This is a genomic window from Microlunatus sp. YIM B11417, assembly GCF_059617205.1.
This window is the reverse complement of the sequence record NZ_JCAMPJ010000001.1, coordinates 1,571,276-1,589,133: the sequence shown is the minus strand read 5'-3', so window position 1 is coordinate 1,589,133 and position 17,858 is coordinate 1,571,276. Positions and strand designations below refer to the sequence as shown.

General features: G+C 69.1%; 14 protein-coding genes. 3 read left to right on the top strand and 11 right to left on the bottom strand.

Features of this window, described 5'->3' with window-relative positions; translation table 11 throughout:
• Positions 1 to 76: 76 nt before the first annotated feature.
• Entirely contained in the window at positions 77 to 2,389 is a 2,313-nt protein-coding gene (gene yicI / locus AC6CCG_RS07955; RefSeq protein ID WP_496653952.1) for an alpha-xylosidase, read from the top strand.
• Here yicI and AC6CCG_RS07950 read toward each other — a convergent pair.
• Complete coding sequence (locus AC6CCG_RS07950; protein WP_496653951.1) at positions 2,302 to 3,429, bottom strand: TIGR03364 family FAD-dependent oxidoreductase; 1,128 nt, start codon at positions 3,427 to 3,429, stop codon at positions 2,302 to 2,304. The two genes, yicI and AC6CCG_RS07950, sit on opposite strands and share 88 nt — an antisense overlap.
• A 143-nt stretch (positions 3,430 to 3,572) precedes the next feature.
• Here AC6CCG_RS07950 and AC6CCG_RS07945 point away from each other — a divergent pair, with 143 nt between their 5' ends.
• Both AC6CCG_RS07945 and AC6CCG_RS07940 read left to right on the top strand, forming a co-directional pair.
• On the top strand, positions 3,573 to 4,334 hold the full coding sequence (locus AC6CCG_RS07945; protein ID WP_496653950.1) for a GntR family transcriptional regulator: 762 nt from the start codon (positions 3,573 to 3,575) through the stop codon (positions 4,332 to 4,334).
• Complete coding sequence (locus AC6CCG_RS07940; RefSeq protein ID WP_496653949.1) at positions 4,331 to 5,011, top strand: phosphonatase-like hydrolase; 681 nt, start codon at positions 4,331 to 4,333, stop codon at positions 5,009 to 5,011. Before AC6CCG_RS07945 ends, AC6CCG_RS07940 begins: the two co-directional genes overlap by 4 nt.
• Here AC6CCG_RS07940 and AC6CCG_RS07935 read toward each other — a convergent pair.
• The 10 genes from AC6CCG_RS07935 to hpaE all read right to left on the bottom strand — a co-directional run bounded on the left by AC6CCG_RS07935 (position 5,008) and on the right by hpaE (position 17,857).
• Positions 5,008 to 5,580: a hypothetical protein gene (locus AC6CCG_RS07935; RefSeq protein WP_496653948.1), complete on the bottom strand. Its 573-nt coding sequence runs from the start codon at positions 5,578 to 5,580 to the stop codon at positions 5,008 to 5,010. The genes AC6CCG_RS07940 and AC6CCG_RS07935 overlap by 4 nt on opposite strands.
• Before the next feature lie 13 nt (positions 5,581 to 5,593).
• Complete coding sequence (locus AC6CCG_RS07930; RefSeq protein WP_496653947.1) at positions 5,594 to 6,697, bottom strand: ABC transporter ATP-binding protein; 1,104 nt, start codon at positions 6,695 to 6,697, stop codon at positions 5,594 to 5,596.
• Positions 6,694 to 7,827 (bottom strand): ABC transporter ATP-binding protein, encoded by a 1,134-nt coding sequence (locus tag AC6CCG_RS07925; RefSeq protein ID WP_496653946.1) that lies wholly within the window; start codon positions 7,825 to 7,827, stop codon positions 6,694 to 6,696. Before AC6CCG_RS07925 ends, AC6CCG_RS07930 begins: the two co-directional genes overlap by 4 nt.
• Before the next feature lie 22 nt (positions 7,828 to 7,849).
• The gene (locus AC6CCG_RS07920; protein ID WP_496653945.1) at positions 7,850 to 8,977 is read right to left on the bottom strand and encodes an ABC transporter permease; all 1,128 of its coding nucleotides are present in this window, start codon (positions 8,975 to 8,977) and stop codon (positions 7,850 to 7,852) included.
• Between the two features lie 13 nt (positions 8,978 to 8,990).
• The gene (locus tag AC6CCG_RS07915; RefSeq protein ID WP_496653944.1) at positions 8,991 to 9,974 is read right to left on the bottom strand and encodes an ABC transporter permease; all 984 of its coding nucleotides are present in this window, start codon (positions 9,972 to 9,974) and stop codon (positions 8,991 to 8,993) included.
• A 49-nt stretch (positions 9,975 to 10,023) separates the two neighbouring features.
• Positions 10,024 to 12,150: an ABC transporter substrate-binding protein gene (locus AC6CCG_RS07910; RefSeq protein ID WP_496653943.1), complete on the bottom strand. Its 2,127-nt coding sequence runs from the start codon at positions 12,148 to 12,150 to the stop codon at positions 10,024 to 10,026.
• Positions 12,151 to 12,748: 598 nt separating this feature from the next.
• Positions 12,749 to 13,966 carry a signal recognition particle-docking protein FtsY gene (gene ftsY / locus AC6CCG_RS07905; RefSeq protein WP_496653942.1) on the bottom strand — a complete coding sequence of 406 codons (1,218 nt, stop codon included), beginning with the start codon at positions 13,964 to 13,966 and terminating at the stop codon, positions 12,749 to 12,751.
• A gap of 30 nt (positions 13,967 to 13,996) precedes the next feature.
• Entirely contained in the window at positions 13,997 to 15,142 is a 1,146-nt protein-coding gene (locus tag AC6CCG_RS07900) for an esterase-like activity of phytase family protein (protein ID WP_496653941.1), read from the bottom strand.
• Between the two features lie 169 nt (positions 15,143 to 15,311).
• Entirely contained in the window at positions 15,312 to 16,364 is a 1,053-nt protein-coding gene (hpaD, locus tag AC6CCG_RS07895) for a 3,4-dihydroxyphenylacetate 2,3-dioxygenase (protein WP_496653940.1), read from the bottom strand.
• On the bottom strand, positions 16,361 to 17,857 hold the full coding sequence (gene hpaE, locus AC6CCG_RS07890) for a 5-carboxymethyl-2-hydroxymuconate semialdehyde dehydrogenase (protein ID WP_496653939.1): 1,497 nt from the start codon (positions 17,855 to 17,857) through the stop codon (positions 16,361 to 16,363). Before hpaE ends, hpaD begins: the two co-directional genes overlap by 4 nt.
• Position 17,858: the final 1 nt, after the last annotated feature.

Sequence of the window (17,858 nt, the reverse complement as noted above, 5' to 3'; positions counted from 1 at the left end):
CTCCTCCCGTACCGCTGGGCCCTGCCGTACCGCTGGACGGGGACCATCATAGGCCGCTGATCGAGAGAGGCATGGCATGAAGTTCACCGACGGCTACTGGCAGACGCTGCCCGGGGTGTCGATCCTGCGACCGCGCGCGGTCGACCAGATCGAAACCGCAGAAGGGAATCTGACGGTCTTCGCGCCGACCGGCCCGCTCCGCAGCCGCGGCGACTCGCTGAACCGGCCGGTGATCACGGTGACCTTCGACACCCCGGCCGAGGACGTGATCGGCGTCCGGATCGAGCACTTCACCGGCGGCCGGGACCGCGGCCCGCACTTCATGATCAACAGGACCGACCCGGCTCCGGTGATCGATGCGCCGGCCGGCGGCCCGGTGACCTTCAGGTCCGGCCGGCTGACCGCGCGGATCGCCACCGACGGCGACTGGACGGTCGACTTCCTGGCCGGCGACACCGTGCTCACGTCGTCGACACCGAACAGTGTCGGCGCGATCACCGACGGCGAGGGCCGGCACTTCGTCCGGGAGCAGCTGACCCTCGGCATCGATGATCACGTGTACGGTCTCGGCGAGCGGTTCGGCCCGTTGATCAAGAACGGGCAGACCGTCGACAGCTGGAACGCCGACGGCGGCACGGCCACCGAACAGGCGTACAAGAACGTGCCCTTCTACCTGACCGACGCCGGCTACGGAATCTTCGTCGCGCATCCCGACTTGGTCAGCTTCGAGGTCGGCACCGAGGTCGTGTCCCGGACCCAGTTCTCGGTCGAGGGCCAGTCGCTGCAGTACTACGTGATCTACGGCCCGACCCCGAAGGAGATCCTGAGCAGGTACACCGCGCTGACCGGCCGGCCCGCCCGGGTCCCGGACTGGTCGTACGGGCTGTGGCTGTCGACCTCCTTCACCACCGACTACGACGAGCGGACCGTGACGTCGTTCCTGGACGGGATGGCGGAGCGCGAACTCCCGCTCAGCGTGTTCCACTTCGACTGCTTCTGGATGCGCCAGTTCCACTGGTGCGACTTCATCTGGGACCCGGCGATGTTCCCCGACCCGGCCGGCATGCTGGAACGGCTGAAGCGGAAGGGGGTCCGGATCTCGGTCTGGATCAACCCCTACATCGCCCAGCGCTCGGCCCTCTTCGCGGAGGGCAAGGAACTCGGCTTCCTGGTCCGGACCACCGACGACGACGTCTGGCAGTGGGACCTGTGGCAGGCAGGCATGGGCCTGGTCGACTTCACCAACCCGGACGCCCGCGACTGGTACGCCTCGAAGCTCAAGGTCCTTCTCGATCAAGGAGTCGACGCGTTCAAGACCGACTTCGGCGAACGGATCCCGACCGAGGGCGTGGTCTGGCACGACGGCTCGGATCCGGCCCGGATGCACAACTTCTACGCCCAGCTCTACAACCAGTGCGTCTTCGATCTGCTGCGGTCCGAGCGCGGCGAGGGCGAGGCGGTGGTCTTCGCCCGCTCGGCGACCGCGGGCGGCCAGCAGTACCCGGTGCACTGGGGCGGCGACTGCGAGTCCACCTTCGCGTCGATGGCCGAGTCCCTGCGCGGCGGGCTCTCCCTGGCCCTGTCCGGCTTCGGCTACTGGAGCCACGACATCGGCGGCTTCGAGGGCACCCCCGATCCGGCCGTCTTCAAGCGCTGGACGGCCTTCGGGCTGCTGTCCTCGCACTCCCGGCTGCACGGTTCCAGCTCCTACCGGGTGCCCTGGGCGTTCGACGAGGAGGCCGTGGAGGTGACCCGGCAGTTCGCCCGGCTGAAGCTGTCGCTGATGCCCTATCTGTCCCGGCTCGGCGAGGAGGCGCACAGCTCGGGGATTCCGATCATGAGGCCGATGGTGCTCGAGTTCCCCGAGGATCGCGGCGCCGTCGCGGTCCAGACCCAGTACCTGCTGGGTGATCGACTGCTGGTGGCGCCGGTGTTCCGGGCGGACGGCCGGGCCGACTTCTACCTGCCCGAGGGCACCTGGACGCATGCCCTGACCGGTGAGCGGCTGTCCGGCCCGCGCTGGCACAGCGAGGTGTACGACTTCGACTCGCTCCCGCTGTTCGTACGGCCGGGCACCGTGCTGCCCTGGGGCTCGCGGGATGACCGGCCCGACTACGACCACCTCGACGGACTCACGCTGCAGGCGTACGAGTTCGCCGACGGTGATCACTTCGAGCTGACCGTGGGTCCGGCCCGGTTCTCGGTCCGGCGCGAGCAGGAGTCGATCGTCGCGACCGCCGAGGGCACCGACCGGCCCTGGCGACTCCGGGTCGATGATCAACTCGTCGAGGCGCGGGAGAATCAGGCGGTGCTGAGGACCTCGGCGGCCAGTCCGAACGCGGTGGTCATGCCGATCCCGGAGGTGACCGAGACGACCCGGGTCGACTGATCCAGGTCGGTGATCATGAAGTCGGTCCGGTCGGAGGAGGCGTAGACGCCGCGCCAACGGCGCCGGACGGTCAACCGGTTCGTGCCGAGCAGTCGCCCCGCCTCGGCGATGATCAACTCCGCCGTCTGCTCGTCGTCGAACGGCAGGTGCGTGGTGGCGTACGAGTGCGTGTCGCCGATCACCAGGGCGCCGTCGGGACGCTGGGTGTACATCAGGTTCATCACGGCCTCGAGCAGGTCCGGCCTGGTGTTGCGGAACCGCTCCCGTACGGTCTCGGCGGCGGGGCAACCGGCCAGGCCGCCGTACCGCAGCATGGACAGGCCACTGAGCACCGCCGGGTCGACCGTCACCGGCCGGTCCGGCGTCACCTCGAGCATCTGCAGCAGGCAACGGCGCAGGTCGACGGCGGCGGCTGCTCCCGGCGCGAGCCGGTCCACGTCGTGGCCGACGGCGAGGATCACCTGGTCGGCGGTGAACCGGCCGACGGTGCTGATCACCTCGCCACCGGCGGCCTGCTGCACCTGGGCACCCCAGTGGAACCGGACGCCGCGGTCGGCCAGCCAGGCGGCGATGGCCGGCACCGCCTGGCGCGGGTCGACCCGGAGATCCAGCGGCAGCCAGGCTCCGCCGACGGTTCCCGGATCCAGCAACGGCAGCCGCTCGGCGACCGCGTCACGGCTCAGCAGCCGTACCTGATCCCGGCCGCGGCGGTCGGCGAGCTCCTCCAGCACCGCGAGCTCGTCGGCGGCTCGCGCCACCACGACCGTGCCGGCCTCGCGGAGCCAGAAGCCGGCCTTCGCGGCCAGGTCGATCCAGCGCTGCCGGGCGGCCAGCCCGTAGTCGAGCGCACGGCCGGACTGGGCAGTCAGACAGATGTGGCCGAAGTTGCGGATCGACGCGCCGACGGCCCGCTCGTCCCGCTCCAGCACCATCACCCGCAGACCTCGCTCGGCGGCCACCACGGCATGGGCGAGGCCGACGATGCCGGCTCCCACGATCAGCAGGTCGCTGTGGTCCGTCCCGTACGTGTTGCTCCCCATGGGCGCCAACCTGCCCTGCCGCCGGCCCGGAGTCAATGGGTTTCAGCTTCTTGTTCAGACAAGTTTCCTCAGGCCGGCCAGGCGTTCCAGCGGCGTTCATCGCCCGATCGTCTCTGCGAGGAAGAACTTGTATAGTCAGCGGCGTGAGTCAGCCACTCCACCTCCGGGTGGCCGAGGAGTTGCGGCTCCGGATCAGCCGGGGCCACTACCGGGTCGGCACGCCCTTGCCGTCGGAGGCTCAGCTCTGCGAGGAGTTCGGCGCCTCCCGCGGTACGGTGCGGCAGGCCCTCGGCGCGCTCCGGCACGAAGGGATGATCGTCGGCGGGCAGGGCCGGCAGCCGGTCGTCCGCTCGGCCGCGCTGGGCCAGCCGTTCGAGACCTTCCTGTCGTTCACCGCCTGGGCCGGGCAGGTCGGCCGGCTCCCCGGCCAGCGCACGATCGAGATCGCCCGCCGCGGCGCCACCGTGACCACCGCGGGGGCGCTCGGCCTCGAGCCCGGTACGCCGGTCGTCGACGTACTGCGGCAGCGGACCTTGGACGGCGAGCCGGCCCTCCTGGAGCGAAGCAGCTTCGTCGAGCCGGTCGGCCGGCTGCTCTTCGACTGGGACCCGGACAGCGGTTCGCTCTACGGCCACCTGGCGGAACAGGGCGTCGAACTGCACCGGGCCCGGCACACGATCGACGCGATCGCCGCCGACGGGACCGACGCCGAGCTGCTCGACGTCGCGGTCGGCGCGCCGCTGCTCCGGGAACGCCGCTGCGCCCGCGACCGGACCGGCACCCCACTGGAGTACGCGGACGACCGCTACCGGCCGGACCGGGTCACCTTCACCCTCGACAACGAGCGGCCGGTCCAGCCCGGGACGGCCGCCGACCTCCGCATCCTCAAGGAGACTTCCTCATGATCACGTTGGCCGCGCTGGACATGGCCGGGACCACCATCGACGACGGCGGCGCGGTGTACGCGGCGCTCAGGAACACGGTGGCGCAACGTGTCGGCGCCCAGCCGCCGGACCGGATCATGGTCCGCTGGACCGGCACCGACAAGCGGGCCGCGCTGGCCGGGCTGCTGGCCGACCTCGGCGCCCCGGTCGGCCGGGCCGAACTGGACCGGCTGTACGGCGAGTTCCATGATCAACTGCTGGCCACCTACCAGGACACTCCGCCGGTGCCGGTGCCCGGCGTGCCCGAGGCGTTCACGCTGCTGCGCGCGGCAGGAGTCCGGATCGCCTTGCAGACCGGCTATTCCGCGAAGATCGCCGAGACGATCCTGACCGGGATCGGCTGGCGGATCGGTGAGCAGATCGACGCGGTGATCACCAGTGATCAGGTCCCGGCCAGCCGGCCGGCGCCGTACCTGATCTTCCGGGCGATGGAGGCCACCGGCGTCCGCGACCTGGCCGAGGTCGCCGTCGCGGGTGACACCCCGAACGACCTCGGCGCCGGCAGCAACGCCCGGGCCGCGCTGGTGATCGGTGTCCTCACCGGTGAGTACGATGCCGTCGAGCTGGGCCGCCATCGGCACACCCACCTGCTGCCCAGCGTCGCCGAACTCCCCGCCCTGCTGGGGATCCAGCCCTAGGCGGTCTCCTCGGGCGGGCCACCGCGGAGCTCGGGGTCGGTGGCGAACCAGAGGGCCTGCGGCAGCGTGAACGCGGTGAAGCAGTAGTTGCCCATCGGCAGCCAGTACTGGTACTCCTCCACCGTCGAGCCCTGGAAGGCGACCAGGTACTGCCACGTGTCGGCGTGCATCGCCCAGACCCGGCGCTTCCGCCGCTGCCCGTCCTCGGTGAACGTGAAGGTCCGTTCGATCTTGACGATGTCGTTGTAGTTCTGGTCGTCGGCGCCCTCGACCTCGACGTCGGTCAGCTCGGCCAGGCCCGCCTCGAACCCCTCCCGAAGCGCCGGCAGGTCGTCGGCGACGACGCTGACCTCGAGCTTGGCGACCGCCACCGCGAAGTAGGTGGCTTGATCGTCTTCCTCGGGCCGGACGATCACCCCGTCCCGGCCCTCCAGCTCGGACCGGTGCCAGCCCCACGGATGACGGAAGGCGAACCGGCCCTCGGGATCGTCGTAGGTGGTGATCCCGGTGAACTGCGGCCGTCCGGTCCGGACCTTGGGCTCACCCGTCATCAGACCCTGCTCCTTCATGCCTGGGGCTCCTTCATCGTCCGTCCACCGATCCGCCGGCAGCCTCCGCCGACGGTACCAGCGCACCCTTCAGGTCGAGCTGCTCCGCGAAGTGGCAGGCGGCCTGCCGAGTGCTGCCCGGGCCCGCCGTCTCGTCCGGGACGTCGCGCAGCGGCGGCGTCTCGGTGGAGCAGATCTCCTGCGCGTACGGGCAGCGGGTGTGGAAGTAGCAGCCCGAGGGCGGGTTGGCCGGGCTCGGCACATCGCCGGTCAGCGGCACCGCCTCGGTCCGGTTCCGCGGATCGGGCTGCGGCAGCGCCGACAGCAGCGCCTCCGTGTACGGGTGCTTGGGCCGGTAGAACAGCTCGCGCGTGGTGCCGGTCTCGACCACCCGGCCCACGTACATCACCGCGACCCGGTCCGAGATGTGCTCCACCACGGACAGGTCGTGCGAGATGAACATGTAGGTCAGCTTGAGCCGGTCCTGCAGGTCCTCCAGCAGGTTGATCACCTGGGCCTGGACCGACACGTCGAGCGCGGAGACCGGCTCGTCGCAGATGATCAACTCCGGGTTCAGCGCGATGGCCCGGGCGATCCCGATCCGCTGCCGCTGGCCGCCGGAGAACGCGTGCGGGTAGCGGCTGGCGTGCTCCGGCCGCAGGCCGACCAGCTTGAGCAGCTCGGCCACCCGGTCGCGCAGCGCCTGGCCCTTCAGCACCTTGTTGATCACCAGCGGTTCGGCGATCACCCGGCCGACGGTCATCCGGGAGTCGAGCGAGGCGAACGGGTCCTGGAAGATGATCTGCATCTTCGGCCGGATCCGCTCCATGGTGCGGCGGTCGGCACTCTCCACGTTGACCGCGCCGAGCTCCTTGTCGTGGAAGACCACCTGGCCGTCGGTCGGCTGCTCCAGCCGCATGATGGTGCGGCCCGTGGTGCTCTTGCCGCACCCCGACTCGCCGACCACGGCGAGCGTCTCGCCCCGGTTGACGGTGAGGTTCACGCCGTCGACGGCCTTGACCTCGCCGATGGTGCGGCGCAGCAGGCCGCCCTTGATCGGGAAGTGCTTCTTGAGGTCGGTGACCTCCAGCAGCGGTTCCTCGGCTGCCGGCTGCTTCTCGGTCTCCGCCTGGGTCATCGGGCACCTCCCGTGCTCGCGGGCTCGGGCGCGCCGGCCGTCTGATCGGAATAGAGGTGGCAGCGCACCCCGTGCGTCGTCGGCCCCTCCAGCAGCGTCTCCTCCGGGATGACGTCGACGCAGACATCACCGATGAAGGCCGGGCAGCGCGGGTGGAACGCACACCCGGTCACCGTCGTGTACGGGTCCGGGATGGAACCCTTGATCACCTCGAGCGGCTGGTGCTCGGCCGACCCGATCCGCGGGATCGACCGCAACAGCGCCTTGGTGTACGGGTGCTTCGGGTTGTAGAAGATCTCGTCCACCGAGGCCCGCTCGACCACCCGGCCGAGATACATGACGATCACCTCGTCGCACAGTTGGGCGACCACGCCCATGCTGTGCGTGATGAACATGATCGACATCCCGATCTCGGCCTTGAGCTTGCGCATCAGGGACAGGATCTGGGCCTCGGTGGTCACGTCCAGCGCCGTGGTCGGCTCGTCCGCGATCAGCAGCGACGGATGGCAGGACAGCGCCATCGCGATCATGGCCCGCTGCCGCATGCCGCCGGACAGCTCGTGCGGATAGGACTTCGCGATCCGCTCCGGGTTCGGCATGCCGACCTGCCGGAGCATGTCGACGGCCTGTTCCTTGGCCACCTGCTTGTCCGAGGTCTGGTGCAGCAGGATGGCTTCCTCGATCTGCGCCCCGACGGTGTACACCGGGTTCAGCGAGGTCATCGGCTCCTGGAAGATCATCGCGATCTCGGCGCCGCGGAGGGCCCGCATCGCCGAGCTGCGCGGATGGAGCTTGGTGATCTCGACCCCGCCCGAGGTGGTCTCCGCCGCGCCGAGGTCCACGTCCTCGCCGACCAGCAGCTGCGAGACCTGCTGTCCGTCGGCACTGCGCCGGAAGTCGATCGACCCCTCGGTGATCTTGCCCGGCGGTTCGAGAATCTGCATGATCGCCCGCGCGGTCACGCTCTTGCCGCTGCCGCTCTCGCCCACGATGCCGACGACCTTGCCGCGCGGGATGTCGAAGGTGACGCCGTTGAGGGCATTGACGACGCCGAGCGTGGTGGGAAACTGCACCCGCAGATCGCGGACGGAGATGATCGCGTCGCTGTTGCCGTTCTCCGTTGAAGTCACGTTGGCTCCTGCCTTCTCTCGGTCAGCTGTACGGATCGACGGCATCGCGGACGCCGTCACCGAGGAGTTGGAAACAGGTGATCACGATGATCACCGCGAGTCCCGGGATCAGCAGCCACGGGAACTGTTGCAGGACGTCGATCCGGGACGCGTCCTTCAGCAGCACGCCCCAGCTGATCGCCGGTTCGAGCATCCCGATGCCGATGAACGACAGCGAGGTCTCGGCCAGGATCGTCGCCGGGATGGACAGCATGGCCACGGCGACGATGTGGCTGGTCGCGTTCGGCATCAGGTGGGTCCCGACGATGCGCAGCCCCGAGGATCCCGCCGAGCGAGCCGCGGCGACGTAGTCGGCGTGGGCGTACCCCATCACCTTGCCGCGGGTCTGTCTGGCCAGACCGGTCCAGGTGACCAGGGACAGGATGATCGTCATCATGAAGTAGCGCTGGGTCACCGGCATGTCGAGCGGAAGAATCGCCGCCATCGTGGCCCACAGTGGCAGCGTCGGGATCGACATGATGATCTCGATGACCCGCTGGATGATGTTGTCGGTCACCCCGCCGGCATAGCCGGAGATGGTCCCGATCACCGCACCCAGCACGGTCGCGATCGCGACGCCGAGCAGGCCGATCGTCATCGAGATCTGGGACCCGTGCACTGTCCGGCTGAACACGTCCCGGCCGTTGCCGTCGCCGCCGAACACGAGCACTTTGCCCTCGCCGACGGTGAACAGGTGCCGGTCAGCCGGGATCAGGCCGAACAACTTGTACTCCCACCCCTGGCCGAAGACCTGCACCCGGATCGGGTTGTTGCAGTCCGTGACATACGTGGTGGAGATGTTGACCGGGTCGATCTCCTGGGTGACCCGGCAGATCCCCGGACCGCCGTTGAGTGTGAAGGTGCTGGGCGCCGCGTATTTGAAGTCCGGGTTGACCGCCTGCGGATCGTTCGGCGAGAGGAACGGCGCGAACGCCGCCATCAGATACATGAACAGCAGAATGATCACGCTGACCACGGCCAGCTTGCTGCGCCGGAACCGGCGCACCATCAGCCGCCACTGCGGAATCTCGCCGACCTTGCTGTCCGGCGAGTTCGAACGTCCGCCGGTGTCCTCGACTTCGGACTCGGCGACCTGAAGTGTTCCCGTCATGGCTCGCTCCCCCTCAGTCCGTCGCCTTGACCCGCGGGTCGATGATCGTCAGTGCGATGTCGGAGATCAGGTTGCCGATCACCAGCAATGCCGACAACAGGACCAGCAGCGTCGCCGCGACGTAGGTGTCCTTGACGATCAAGGACTGCAGCAACGCCTGGCCCGTGGTCGGCAGACCGAAGACGATCGAGATGATCGCCTCGCCGGAGATGAGCGCCGACAGCGTCGTGCCGAACGTCATCACGAGCGGGTGCAGCGCGTTGCGTACGGCGTGCTTCCAGATCACCAGGCGTTCGGCGACGCCCTTCGCCCGGGCCGTCTGCACGTACTGCTGGCCCAGCACATCGAACAGGTTGGCCCGCATCACGCGGGACAGCCAGGCGGTGCTGGCCACCGCGATCACCACCAGCGGCATCCACATGTGGGACAACATGTCGAGGAATTTCGCCCCGCTGAACGGGGCGTTGCGGTACTCGTTGGAGTTGAGCCCACCGACCTCCATCCCCGATGCGCTGGCCACGCTCATCACCCCCAAGGCCAGCAGGAACTCCGGCACCGCGACGCCGACGAACTGGATCACGGTGATGATGTTGTCCGGCAGGTTGTACCGGTGGGTCGCCGAGTAGACGCCCACCGGGATCGCGATCACCCAGGCGACGATGAGCGCACCGAGTGACAGCGCCACCGACAGGCCGAGCCGGCTCCAGATCAGCTCGCTGACCGGCTGCCGGAACGCGAACGACTGGCCGAAGTCCCCGGTGAAGAAGCCCTGGGCCCACTTCCCGTACTTCACGAAGAACGGGTCGTTGATGCCGTACTGCTCCTCCATGGCCTGCACCATTTGATCGGAGACGTTGTTGCCCTGGGCTCGCAGCCGGGAGATCTCGTCGGTGATCGCCGACCCCGGCGCCAATTCGATGATGAAGAAGGCGACCAGCGAAATCACGGCCAGCGTGAAGATCGCGTACAGCAGCCGCCGGAGTACGAAGATGAACACTTCGGTGCCCTCCCAGTCAGGCTCGTCCGGTCATGATCGTCGGCTCGGATCAGGCGTGCTGGGTCGGGTCCTCCCAGTACCAGGTCTCTGGGTCGTAGACGGCCGGCGTCGGGTGGATCCACGGGTTGACCGCGCCGCCCTGAGCCAGGTTCTCCCGCTTCGGCACGTTGCGGAGATCCTTCTTGACGATCATGACCTGCGGGTAGTTCGCCACCGAGCCGATCATGAACGGGCCGTCGGAGATGTGGATCTTGATCATGTCCCAGACCAGCTGATGCCGCTTGGTCTCGTCCGGCTCGACCTTGCTCTGGTCGTACAGGTCCCAGAGCTTCTTGATCGGGCCGTCGGCCTCCGGCTCCATCCGGGGCGGCGTCCGCTCCCACGGATCCTTGTCCAACTCGGTGCCGGCGGTCTTGGTGCCGAGCTGCTGGTACCACTGACCCTCCAGGGGGGCCCAGCGCGTGTACTCGAGCGGCACCAGCCACTGCGGGTACACCAGGTGGTTCGGCCCGTCGCCGACCTCCCAGTTGCTGTGGCCCATCAGCTTGCCGGTCTTCCACCGATCGTCGTACGTCTGCGGGGCGATCGGGTTGATCTGCATCTCGATCCCGACGGCCTTCAGGTCGGACGCCAGCTGGTTGTCCTTGGTCTTGTGCTCCTGGGAGGAGTCGGCCGTGGTGTCCAGCCGGAGGGTGAGCTTCTTGCCGTTCGGCAGTTCGCGCATGCCGTCACCGTCGGAATCCTTGATCCCGATCTCCTCCAGGAGCGCCTTCGCCTTCTCCGGGTCGTACGCGACGTAGGAGTCCCGCCAGTCGGTGTAGGCCTTCTTGCCCGTGTCGTTGATCGAGTACTCGATCGCCTTCGGGCTGAGCGTGCCGGTGGTCGGCTCGCCGGTGTTGAAGTAGACCGACTTGCGGACCGCCTCGCGGTTGAACGCGTGCGAGATGGCCTGCCGGAACTTCGGCATCCGGATCACCTCGCGGAGATCCTTCTCGAAGTAGTCGTAGTTGAGGAAGAAGATCGAACCGGTGCCCGAGCCGCTGTCCCAGAGGATGATCTCGGTGTTGGCCCGCTCGGCGGAGTCCCGGATGCCCTGGACGTCGTTCAGCGCGATCTGGTTGTAGTTGCCGTTGCAGAAGTCGACCGCGCCCTGCTGCACCTGGAGCTTGCCGGCCTCCGGATCGGTGACCACGTTGATCTGGATCTCGTCCAGGTACGGCAGCTGGTCGCCGTTGGGCATCACGGCCCAGTAGTACGGGTTCCGCTCCAGCACCACGCCCTTGGCGTTGTCGAACGACTTGCACTTGTAGCCGATCAACGTCGGGCAGTCCGGGTTGCGGTGCCAGTCGCCCTTGGTCTCCATCAGGCCGCCCACCGTGTCCCAGTTGTCCGGCACGTTCTTGCCGTACTTGGGGTGGAACTGCTTCAGGTAGTGGCTCGGCATGATCCAGATCGGACCGTTCTTGCCGATGTTGCCGTTGACCCACATGGCCATCCGGTCCGCCGTCAACGGGGCCGGCGCGTCGAAGGTCATCGTCAGCGTCGACTCGTCGACCTTCTTGAACTTGGCCAGGGTGCCCTTACCGGAGCGGGCCTCGTCGGGCGGCGTCTGAGCCATCTTCTGCTCGATGACGAACTCGTCCCACCAGAAGAGGATGTCGTCGATCGTGAACGGCTCGCCGTCGGACCACTTCAGGCCCTTGCGGAAGTAGAAGGTCCACTCCGAGGCGTCGTCGTTGGACTCCCACTTCTCGACCAGGCCCGGGCCGACGTCCTTGCCGTCGTTGAGCCAGCGCAGCGGTGAGTGGCCATAGAAGAAGTTCCGGTCCGAGTCGGCCTTGATCCCACCTTGGGTCGACATCACCTGCATGTTCATGACGCCGCCGTACTTGCCCGGCTGCACCCACTTGTGCGGGACGACATACGGGTTCTCCGGCAGCCGCTCCTCGATCGGCGGCAGGCTGCTGTCGATGTTCGGCGCCTGGTTGAACTTCTCCGGCTTGGGCAGCACCTCGGTGAAGGAACCCACCGCGTCCGACCCGCCGGGACTCTGGCTGTTGCCGCCACCGGGACTGGTACCGCCACCACCGGGCGAACACGCGCTCAGGGCCGCCGCACCGGCCAGCAGAGCGGAGCCGTAGAGGAAGCTACGGCGAGAGTGCTGGGAAGCCATCATTGGTCCTCCATCGTTGCTGAATCTTCGTCAGGGTACGGCTAAGGGCAGTCCCGCAAGAGGGCTGCCCCTTGAGGCCCATTCTTACCCCCTCAGAACGATCCTGCATAAAATCGATTGACGAATTGAGCAATTGTTACCAACGGTGGACCTTGCCCGGGCCCGGAAGATAAGGTGCCGCGGCCTCGGCCGGAGGCTCAGCGAGTGAGAAATGCCACACGACACGCCGATGATGATCATCCGGCCTGAGCGAGCCGCGCTCAATGTCCTTGCGTAAAACGTTCCAAGCGCCGGAAATGGCCACCTGCTGCCATGAGGGCGAGTACGCTGATCACCCGGTCCCGCTGGCCAGCTCGAAGATCACGGGGGTGATCAACCAGCCGACCCGGTCGTGACCTGCGCCGGACCCGGCGAGGTGGTGGTGATCAACGGCAGCGGTGCCGGTGATCATGGCACCCGGCCGGCCGGCACAGCAGCCGGACAGTCTTCGCACAGGCAGCCGCAATGATCATGGACGCCGAGGCCGGCGGGAACCGATCCCGAGACTGATCAAGACCCGTGGCGACCGGACGATCTCGATCATGGTCGCCGAGCCGTGCCGTTACGCAGCAGCGGCGGGAGTCTCCAGGAGCGCGTCCACGAAGGCCTCCGGCTCGAACGGGGCCAGGTCGTCGGCGCCCTCGCCGAGGCCGACCAGCTTGACCGGTACGCCGAGCTCGCGCTGCACCTGGATCACGATGCCGCCCTTGGCCGAGCCGTCCAGCTTGGTCAGCACGATCCCGGTCACGTCGACCACCTCGGCGAAGATCCGGGCCTGGGTGAGCCCGTTCTGGCCGGTCGTCGCGTCCAGCACCAGCAGCACCTCCGACACCGGGGCCTGCCGTTCGATGACTCGTTTCACCTTGCCCAGCTCGTCCATCAGGCCGGCCTTGGTGTGCAGCCGGCCGGCGGTGTCGATCAACACCGTGTCGACCTCCTGCTCGATGCCGGCCTGGACCGCCTCGAACGCGACGCTGGCCGGGTCGGCGCCCTCCGCTCCCCGTACCGTCGGAACGCCCACCCGGTCGCCCCAGGTCTGCAGCTGATCGGCCGCGGCCGCGCGGAACGTGTCGACCGCGCCGAGCAGCACGTCGTTGTCCTCGGCGACCAGCACCCGGGCCAGCTTGCCGACCGTCGTCGTCTTGCCGGTCCCGTTCACCCCGACCACCAGCACCACGGCCGGGGTCTCGCCGCGCCGGGTGGCCAGGCTGCGGTCCAGGGACGGGTCGACCAGCTTGATCAACTCCTCGCGGAGGATGCCGCGGGCCTCGTGCGGGTCGGAGATGCCGTCCACCCGGAACCGGGTCTGCAGCGTCTCCACCAGCTCGGTGGTCGGCCCGACGCCGAGGTCCGAGGTGAGGAGCGTGTCCTCGAAGTCCTCCCAGGTCTCCTCGTCGATCCGGTCCCGGGACAGCAGCGTGAGCAGGCCGCGGCTGAGCGCGTTGCTGGACCCGGCCAGCCGGCGCCGCAGCCGGGCCAGCCGGCTCTGCCGCGGTTCCGGCCGCTCGACCTCCGGGGCGACCGGTTCGGCCACCTCCGGCTCGGCGGTCCCGGTCGCCTCAGCGGTCGGGGTCTCCGGCGGCGCTGCCTCGGGCCGCTCGACGACCTCGGCCTCGTCCTCCGGCGCCGCGACGGTCCCGGTCGTGGGTTCGGACGGCAGTTCGGCCTGGTCCCGGCCCCGGCGCAGGGCCGACCGCCGACCGACCGCGACGAAGCCGACGATGACCACCGCCGCCAGCAGGATGCCGCCGACCAGGTACCAGATGAGTGTCAGATCCACCGGGTCAGCTTAGGGCTCGGGCGAGGGTCGCTACTGGCGGAGGTCGACCGCGAGCGAGTAGAAGCGGGTGATCTGGGTGGCACCCGCGTTGTCGTCGGAGATCAGGTACAGCTGCCGGCCCCCGCCCGGCAGCCGGCCGCCCAGAGCCATGCCCTCGACGTTGTCCAGCAGCGGGTTGGGCTGCGGCTGCTTCGCGACGGCACCGGACGGCGGGCACTCGGCGAGGTCGAACAGGAGGTCCTTCTTGAGGAACGTCCGGTCCGCGAGATCGGCCAGCGAAGCCCGGTCGGCGATGTCGGTGGCCCGGTGCAGCGAGACGGTGAAGACCTTGATCGTGTTGCCGACGTTCGGGACGTAGCCGCGTTCCAGCGCCAGCAGTCGGTCCCGGTCGGCCACCGCGAGCTCGACCAGGGACAGCCCGGGATCGGTGCGGTACGCGAGCTGCGCCGCGACCCGGTAGTCGCCGCCCGGACGGCCCTCGTAACGGAGGATGCGGTTGCGCGACCGGCCATCGGCGTCGGTGCCGTCCGGGGCGAGCGGGCCCTCCATCCCGGCGTACAGCGTCCGGCCGTCGCGGCTCGCCGCCAGCGCCTCGAAGGTGGCGTTCGACGCCGCCTCGCCGGCGGGCGCGACCCGGAACCGCTCCGGTACCGGCAGCGAGGCCGTCTCCTTGCCGTCGGAGAGCCGGAACCGCCGGAGCGACGGCTCCCGCTCCGAACTGGCCAGGATCGACCGGCCACCACGCTCGACGACGAGACCTTCACCGTCGAAGTCGGCACCCGTGTACGGCGTGCCGTCCGCGCGCCGCAGCAGCGTCAGGCTCTCCACCTCGACCTGCGGCTTGCCCCGGCGGGCATCGAGCTCCAGCCCGAACACCCGGGCCGGCGTCGTCGCGACGTTGTCGACCAGCGCGAGCGCATGGCCCGGCCGGGTCGGCGCGAGGGCGGACAGCCCGGCGACCGGCTGGCCCTCGAAGATCGCCTTGTCCAGGCTGTCGCTGGAGCCGAGCCATCGAGCGTCGGCCGAGCAGGAGCCGCCGGACGGCGGCGGGTGCTGAGCCGCCGCGGGCTGCGGTCCGGCAAGGGTGCCGCCGAGGGCGACAGTGGCGAGCGCGACAGTGGCGAGCGCGACAGTGGCGAGCGCGACGGTGGCGACGAGCGGGTTCTTCCAGCGCACGTGATCCTCCCGAGTTTCAGTGGTACGGCCAGCAAGGCCGGTGCCGCCGAACGGAAGGTGAACGACCCGACCGACCGCAGCAGCCCAACCGGATCGGCCATGGGCACGCGGATTTCCGACTACCGTCCATCGACGCGGGCTGGACCGGGACGGAGTGCTCCCTGCCGGGTCAGACCTGATCGCCCAGCTTGAAGCCGCGGTCCTCCCCCTCGGCCCTGGTGTAGGAGAAGCCGTCCGCGCCGATGGTGACCGCGGCTTCGGCGGGGTCGGCCCGCGGACGGTTCGGCACCGGGTTGCCGTCCAGGTCGAGGACGGCGGAGGCCTCGGCGTACCAGCTGGGCACGACGGGGTTGCCCCACCAGTCGCGGCGCTGGTTGTCGTGGACGTCCCAGGTGACGACCGGGTTGTCCGGGTCGCCGGTCCAGTAGTCCTGCGTGTAGAGCTCGACCCGGTGCCCGTCCGGATCCCGCAGATAGAGATAGAAGGCGTTCGAGACGCCGTGCCGGCCGGGTCCACGCTCGATGCAGTCGGACCGGCGCAGCGCGCCCAGCCGGTCGCAGACCGCCAGGATCTGGTGCGACTCGTGGGCGGCGAACGCGACGTGGTGCAGCCGCGGGCCGTCGCCGCCGGTCAGGGCGACGTCGTGCACGGTCGGCTTGCGCCGCAGCCAGGCCGCATAGGTGACCCCGTCGGCGTCCCTGATGTCCTCGGTGACCCGGAAGCCGATCCCTTCCAGGTAAGCGATTCCGGCCGGCAGGTCGGGCGTCACCTGGTTGACGTGATCAAGCCGGGCCAGCGAGCCGGTCCGGTGCAGGTCGTAGCGCCAGGTCAGCCGCTCGACGTGCTCGACCTCGTGGAAGAACTCGTACGGGAAGCCGAGCGGATCGATCACCCGGACCGCGTCGCCGACCCCGTCCACGAACCCGCCGGCGGAGCGCCGGGTCGGGCAGCCGAGCTTGCGGTAGTAGGCCTCGGCGAGGTCCACGTTCTGCGGGGTACGGACCCGGAAGGCGATCGCCGCCGCGGCCGGCACCGGCCCTGCGCGCAGCACCAGGTTGTGGTGGATGAACTCCTCCAGCGTGCGCAGGTAGAGCGCGTCGTCGGTCTCCTTCGTGATCACCAACCCGAGCAGGTCGACGTAGAACTCGCGGGCTGCGGCCAGATCGGAGACGACCAGCTCGACGTACCCGCAGCGCAGGATGTCCGGGCCGTTGTCGATCATGATCCGGCTCCGAACCTCGGCGTGTGGACGGGACCCAGGCTGACGTGGACCGCCTGCCGGTGACTGTAGAAGTCGAGCGACCGGTAGCCGCCCTCCTGCCCCAGCCCGGACGCCTTCACGCCGCCGAACGGGGTGCGCAGGTCGCGCACGTTGTGCGAGTTGAGCCAGACCATGCCTGCCTCGATCCGGTGCGCCAGGTTGTGGCCCCGTTCAAGATCATGGGTCCACAGGTAGGCGGCGAGCCCGTAGCGGACGGCGTTGGCCAGCCGGAGCGCCTCCTCCTCGGTGTCGAACGGGGTCAGGGTGACCACCGGCCCGAAAATCTCCTCGGTGAAGATCCGGGCCTCCGGTGCCACGTCGGCGAAGACCGTCGGCGCGACGAAGTTTCCATGATCAAGTCCGGGCGGCCGGCCGCCGCCGGCCAGCAGCCGGCCCTCGGTCCGGCCCAGCTCGACGTAGGAGAGGACCTTGGCGCAGTGCTCCGGGTGCACCAGGGTGCCGACCTCGGTGGCCGGGTCGCTCGGGTCGCCGACGATGATCTTGCTCGCCCGCTCGGCGTACCGGGTGCAGAACTCGTCGTAGATCGCACGCTCGACGAGGATCCGGCTGCTGGCCGTGCACCGTTCCCCGTTCAGCGAGAAGACGCCGAACAGGGTCGAGTCGATTGCCGCGTCCAGGTCAGCGTCGGCGAACACGATCGCGGGCGACTTGCCGCCGAGCTCCATCGACAGGCCCTTCAGCCGGGGCGCCGCCCGGGCGAAGATCACCTCGCCGGTCGCCGACTCGCCGGTGAAGGAGATCAGCGGCACGTCCGGGTGCGCCACGAGGGCGTCGCCGGCCTGCTCGCCGATCCCGTTGACCAGGTTGAAGACACCCTCCGGCACGCCCGCCTCGGCGAAGATCTCGGGCCACAGGCTGGCCGACAGCGGGGTGAACTCGGCCGGCTTCAGCACCACCGTGCAGCCCGCCGCCAGCGCCGGGGCCAGCTTCCAGCTCTCCAGCATGAACGGCGTGTTCCAGGGCGTGATCAATCCGGCCACGCCGACCGGCTTGCGGTGCACGTAGTTCAGCTGCCGGCCTGGCACCTGGTAGGTGTCGTCGGCCTGGGCCACGATCAGGTCGGCGAAGAAGCGGAAGTTCTCGGCCGCCCGCTGGGCCTGGCCGAGGGCCTGGGTGATCGGCAGCCCCGTGTCGTACGTCTCCCAGGCAGCCAGTCGTTGATCTTGGGCCGCGACGGCGTCGGCGATCCTGTTCAGGATCCGGGCCCGCTGCCGGGCGATCATGGTCGGCCAGGGACCTTCGGTGAAGGCGGACCGGGCGGCGGCGACGGCGCGGTCCACGTCCTCGGCCCGGCCGGCGGCTGCGGTCAGATACGTCTCGTTGGTCAGCGGGTCAAGCACCTCGAAGGTGCCGCCGTCCACGCTGTCCACCGGCTCGCCGCCGATGAAGTGCCGCAGCTGGTCGGGCAGGCCGGCCGGCCGGCGATCGTTCATG

Excerpts from the sequence above, each read along its gene's own strand:
- yicI (WP_496653952.1), top strand. The coding sequence starts at position 77 with ATGAAGTTCACCGACGGCTACTGGCAGACGCTGCCCGGGGTGTCGATC.
- AC6CCG_RS07950 (WP_496653951.1), bottom strand. The coding sequence starts at position 3,429 with ATGGGGAGCAACACGTACGGGACGGACCACAGCGACCTGCTGATCGTG.
- AC6CCG_RS07940 (WP_496653949.1), top strand. The coding sequence starts at position 4,331 with ATGATCACGTTGGCCGCGCTGGACATGGCCGGGACCACCATCGACGAC.
- AC6CCG_RS07935 (WP_496653948.1), bottom strand. The coding sequence starts at position 5,580 with ATGAAGGAGCAGGGTCTGATGACGGGTGAGCCCAAGGTCCGGACCGGA.
- AC6CCG_RS07930 (WP_496653947.1), bottom strand. The coding sequence starts at position 6,697 with ATGACCCAGGCGGAGACCGAGAAGCAGCCGGCAGCCGAGGAACCGCTG.
- AC6CCG_RS07920 (WP_496653945.1), bottom strand. The coding sequence starts at position 8,977 with ATGACGGGAACACTTCAGGTCGCCGAGTCCGAAGTCGAGGACACCGGC.
- AC6CCG_RS07910 (WP_496653943.1), bottom strand. The coding sequence starts at position 12,150 with ATGATGGCTTCCCAGCACTCTCGCCGTAGCTTCCTCTACGGCTCCGCT.
- hpaD (WP_496653940.1), bottom strand. The coding sequence starts at position 16,364 with ATGATCGACAACGGCCCGGACATCCTGCGCTGCGGGTACGTCGAGCTG.
- hpaE (WP_496653939.1), bottom strand. The coding sequence starts at position 17,857 with ATGAACGATCGCCGGCCGGCCGGCCTGCCCGACCAGCTGCGGCACTTC.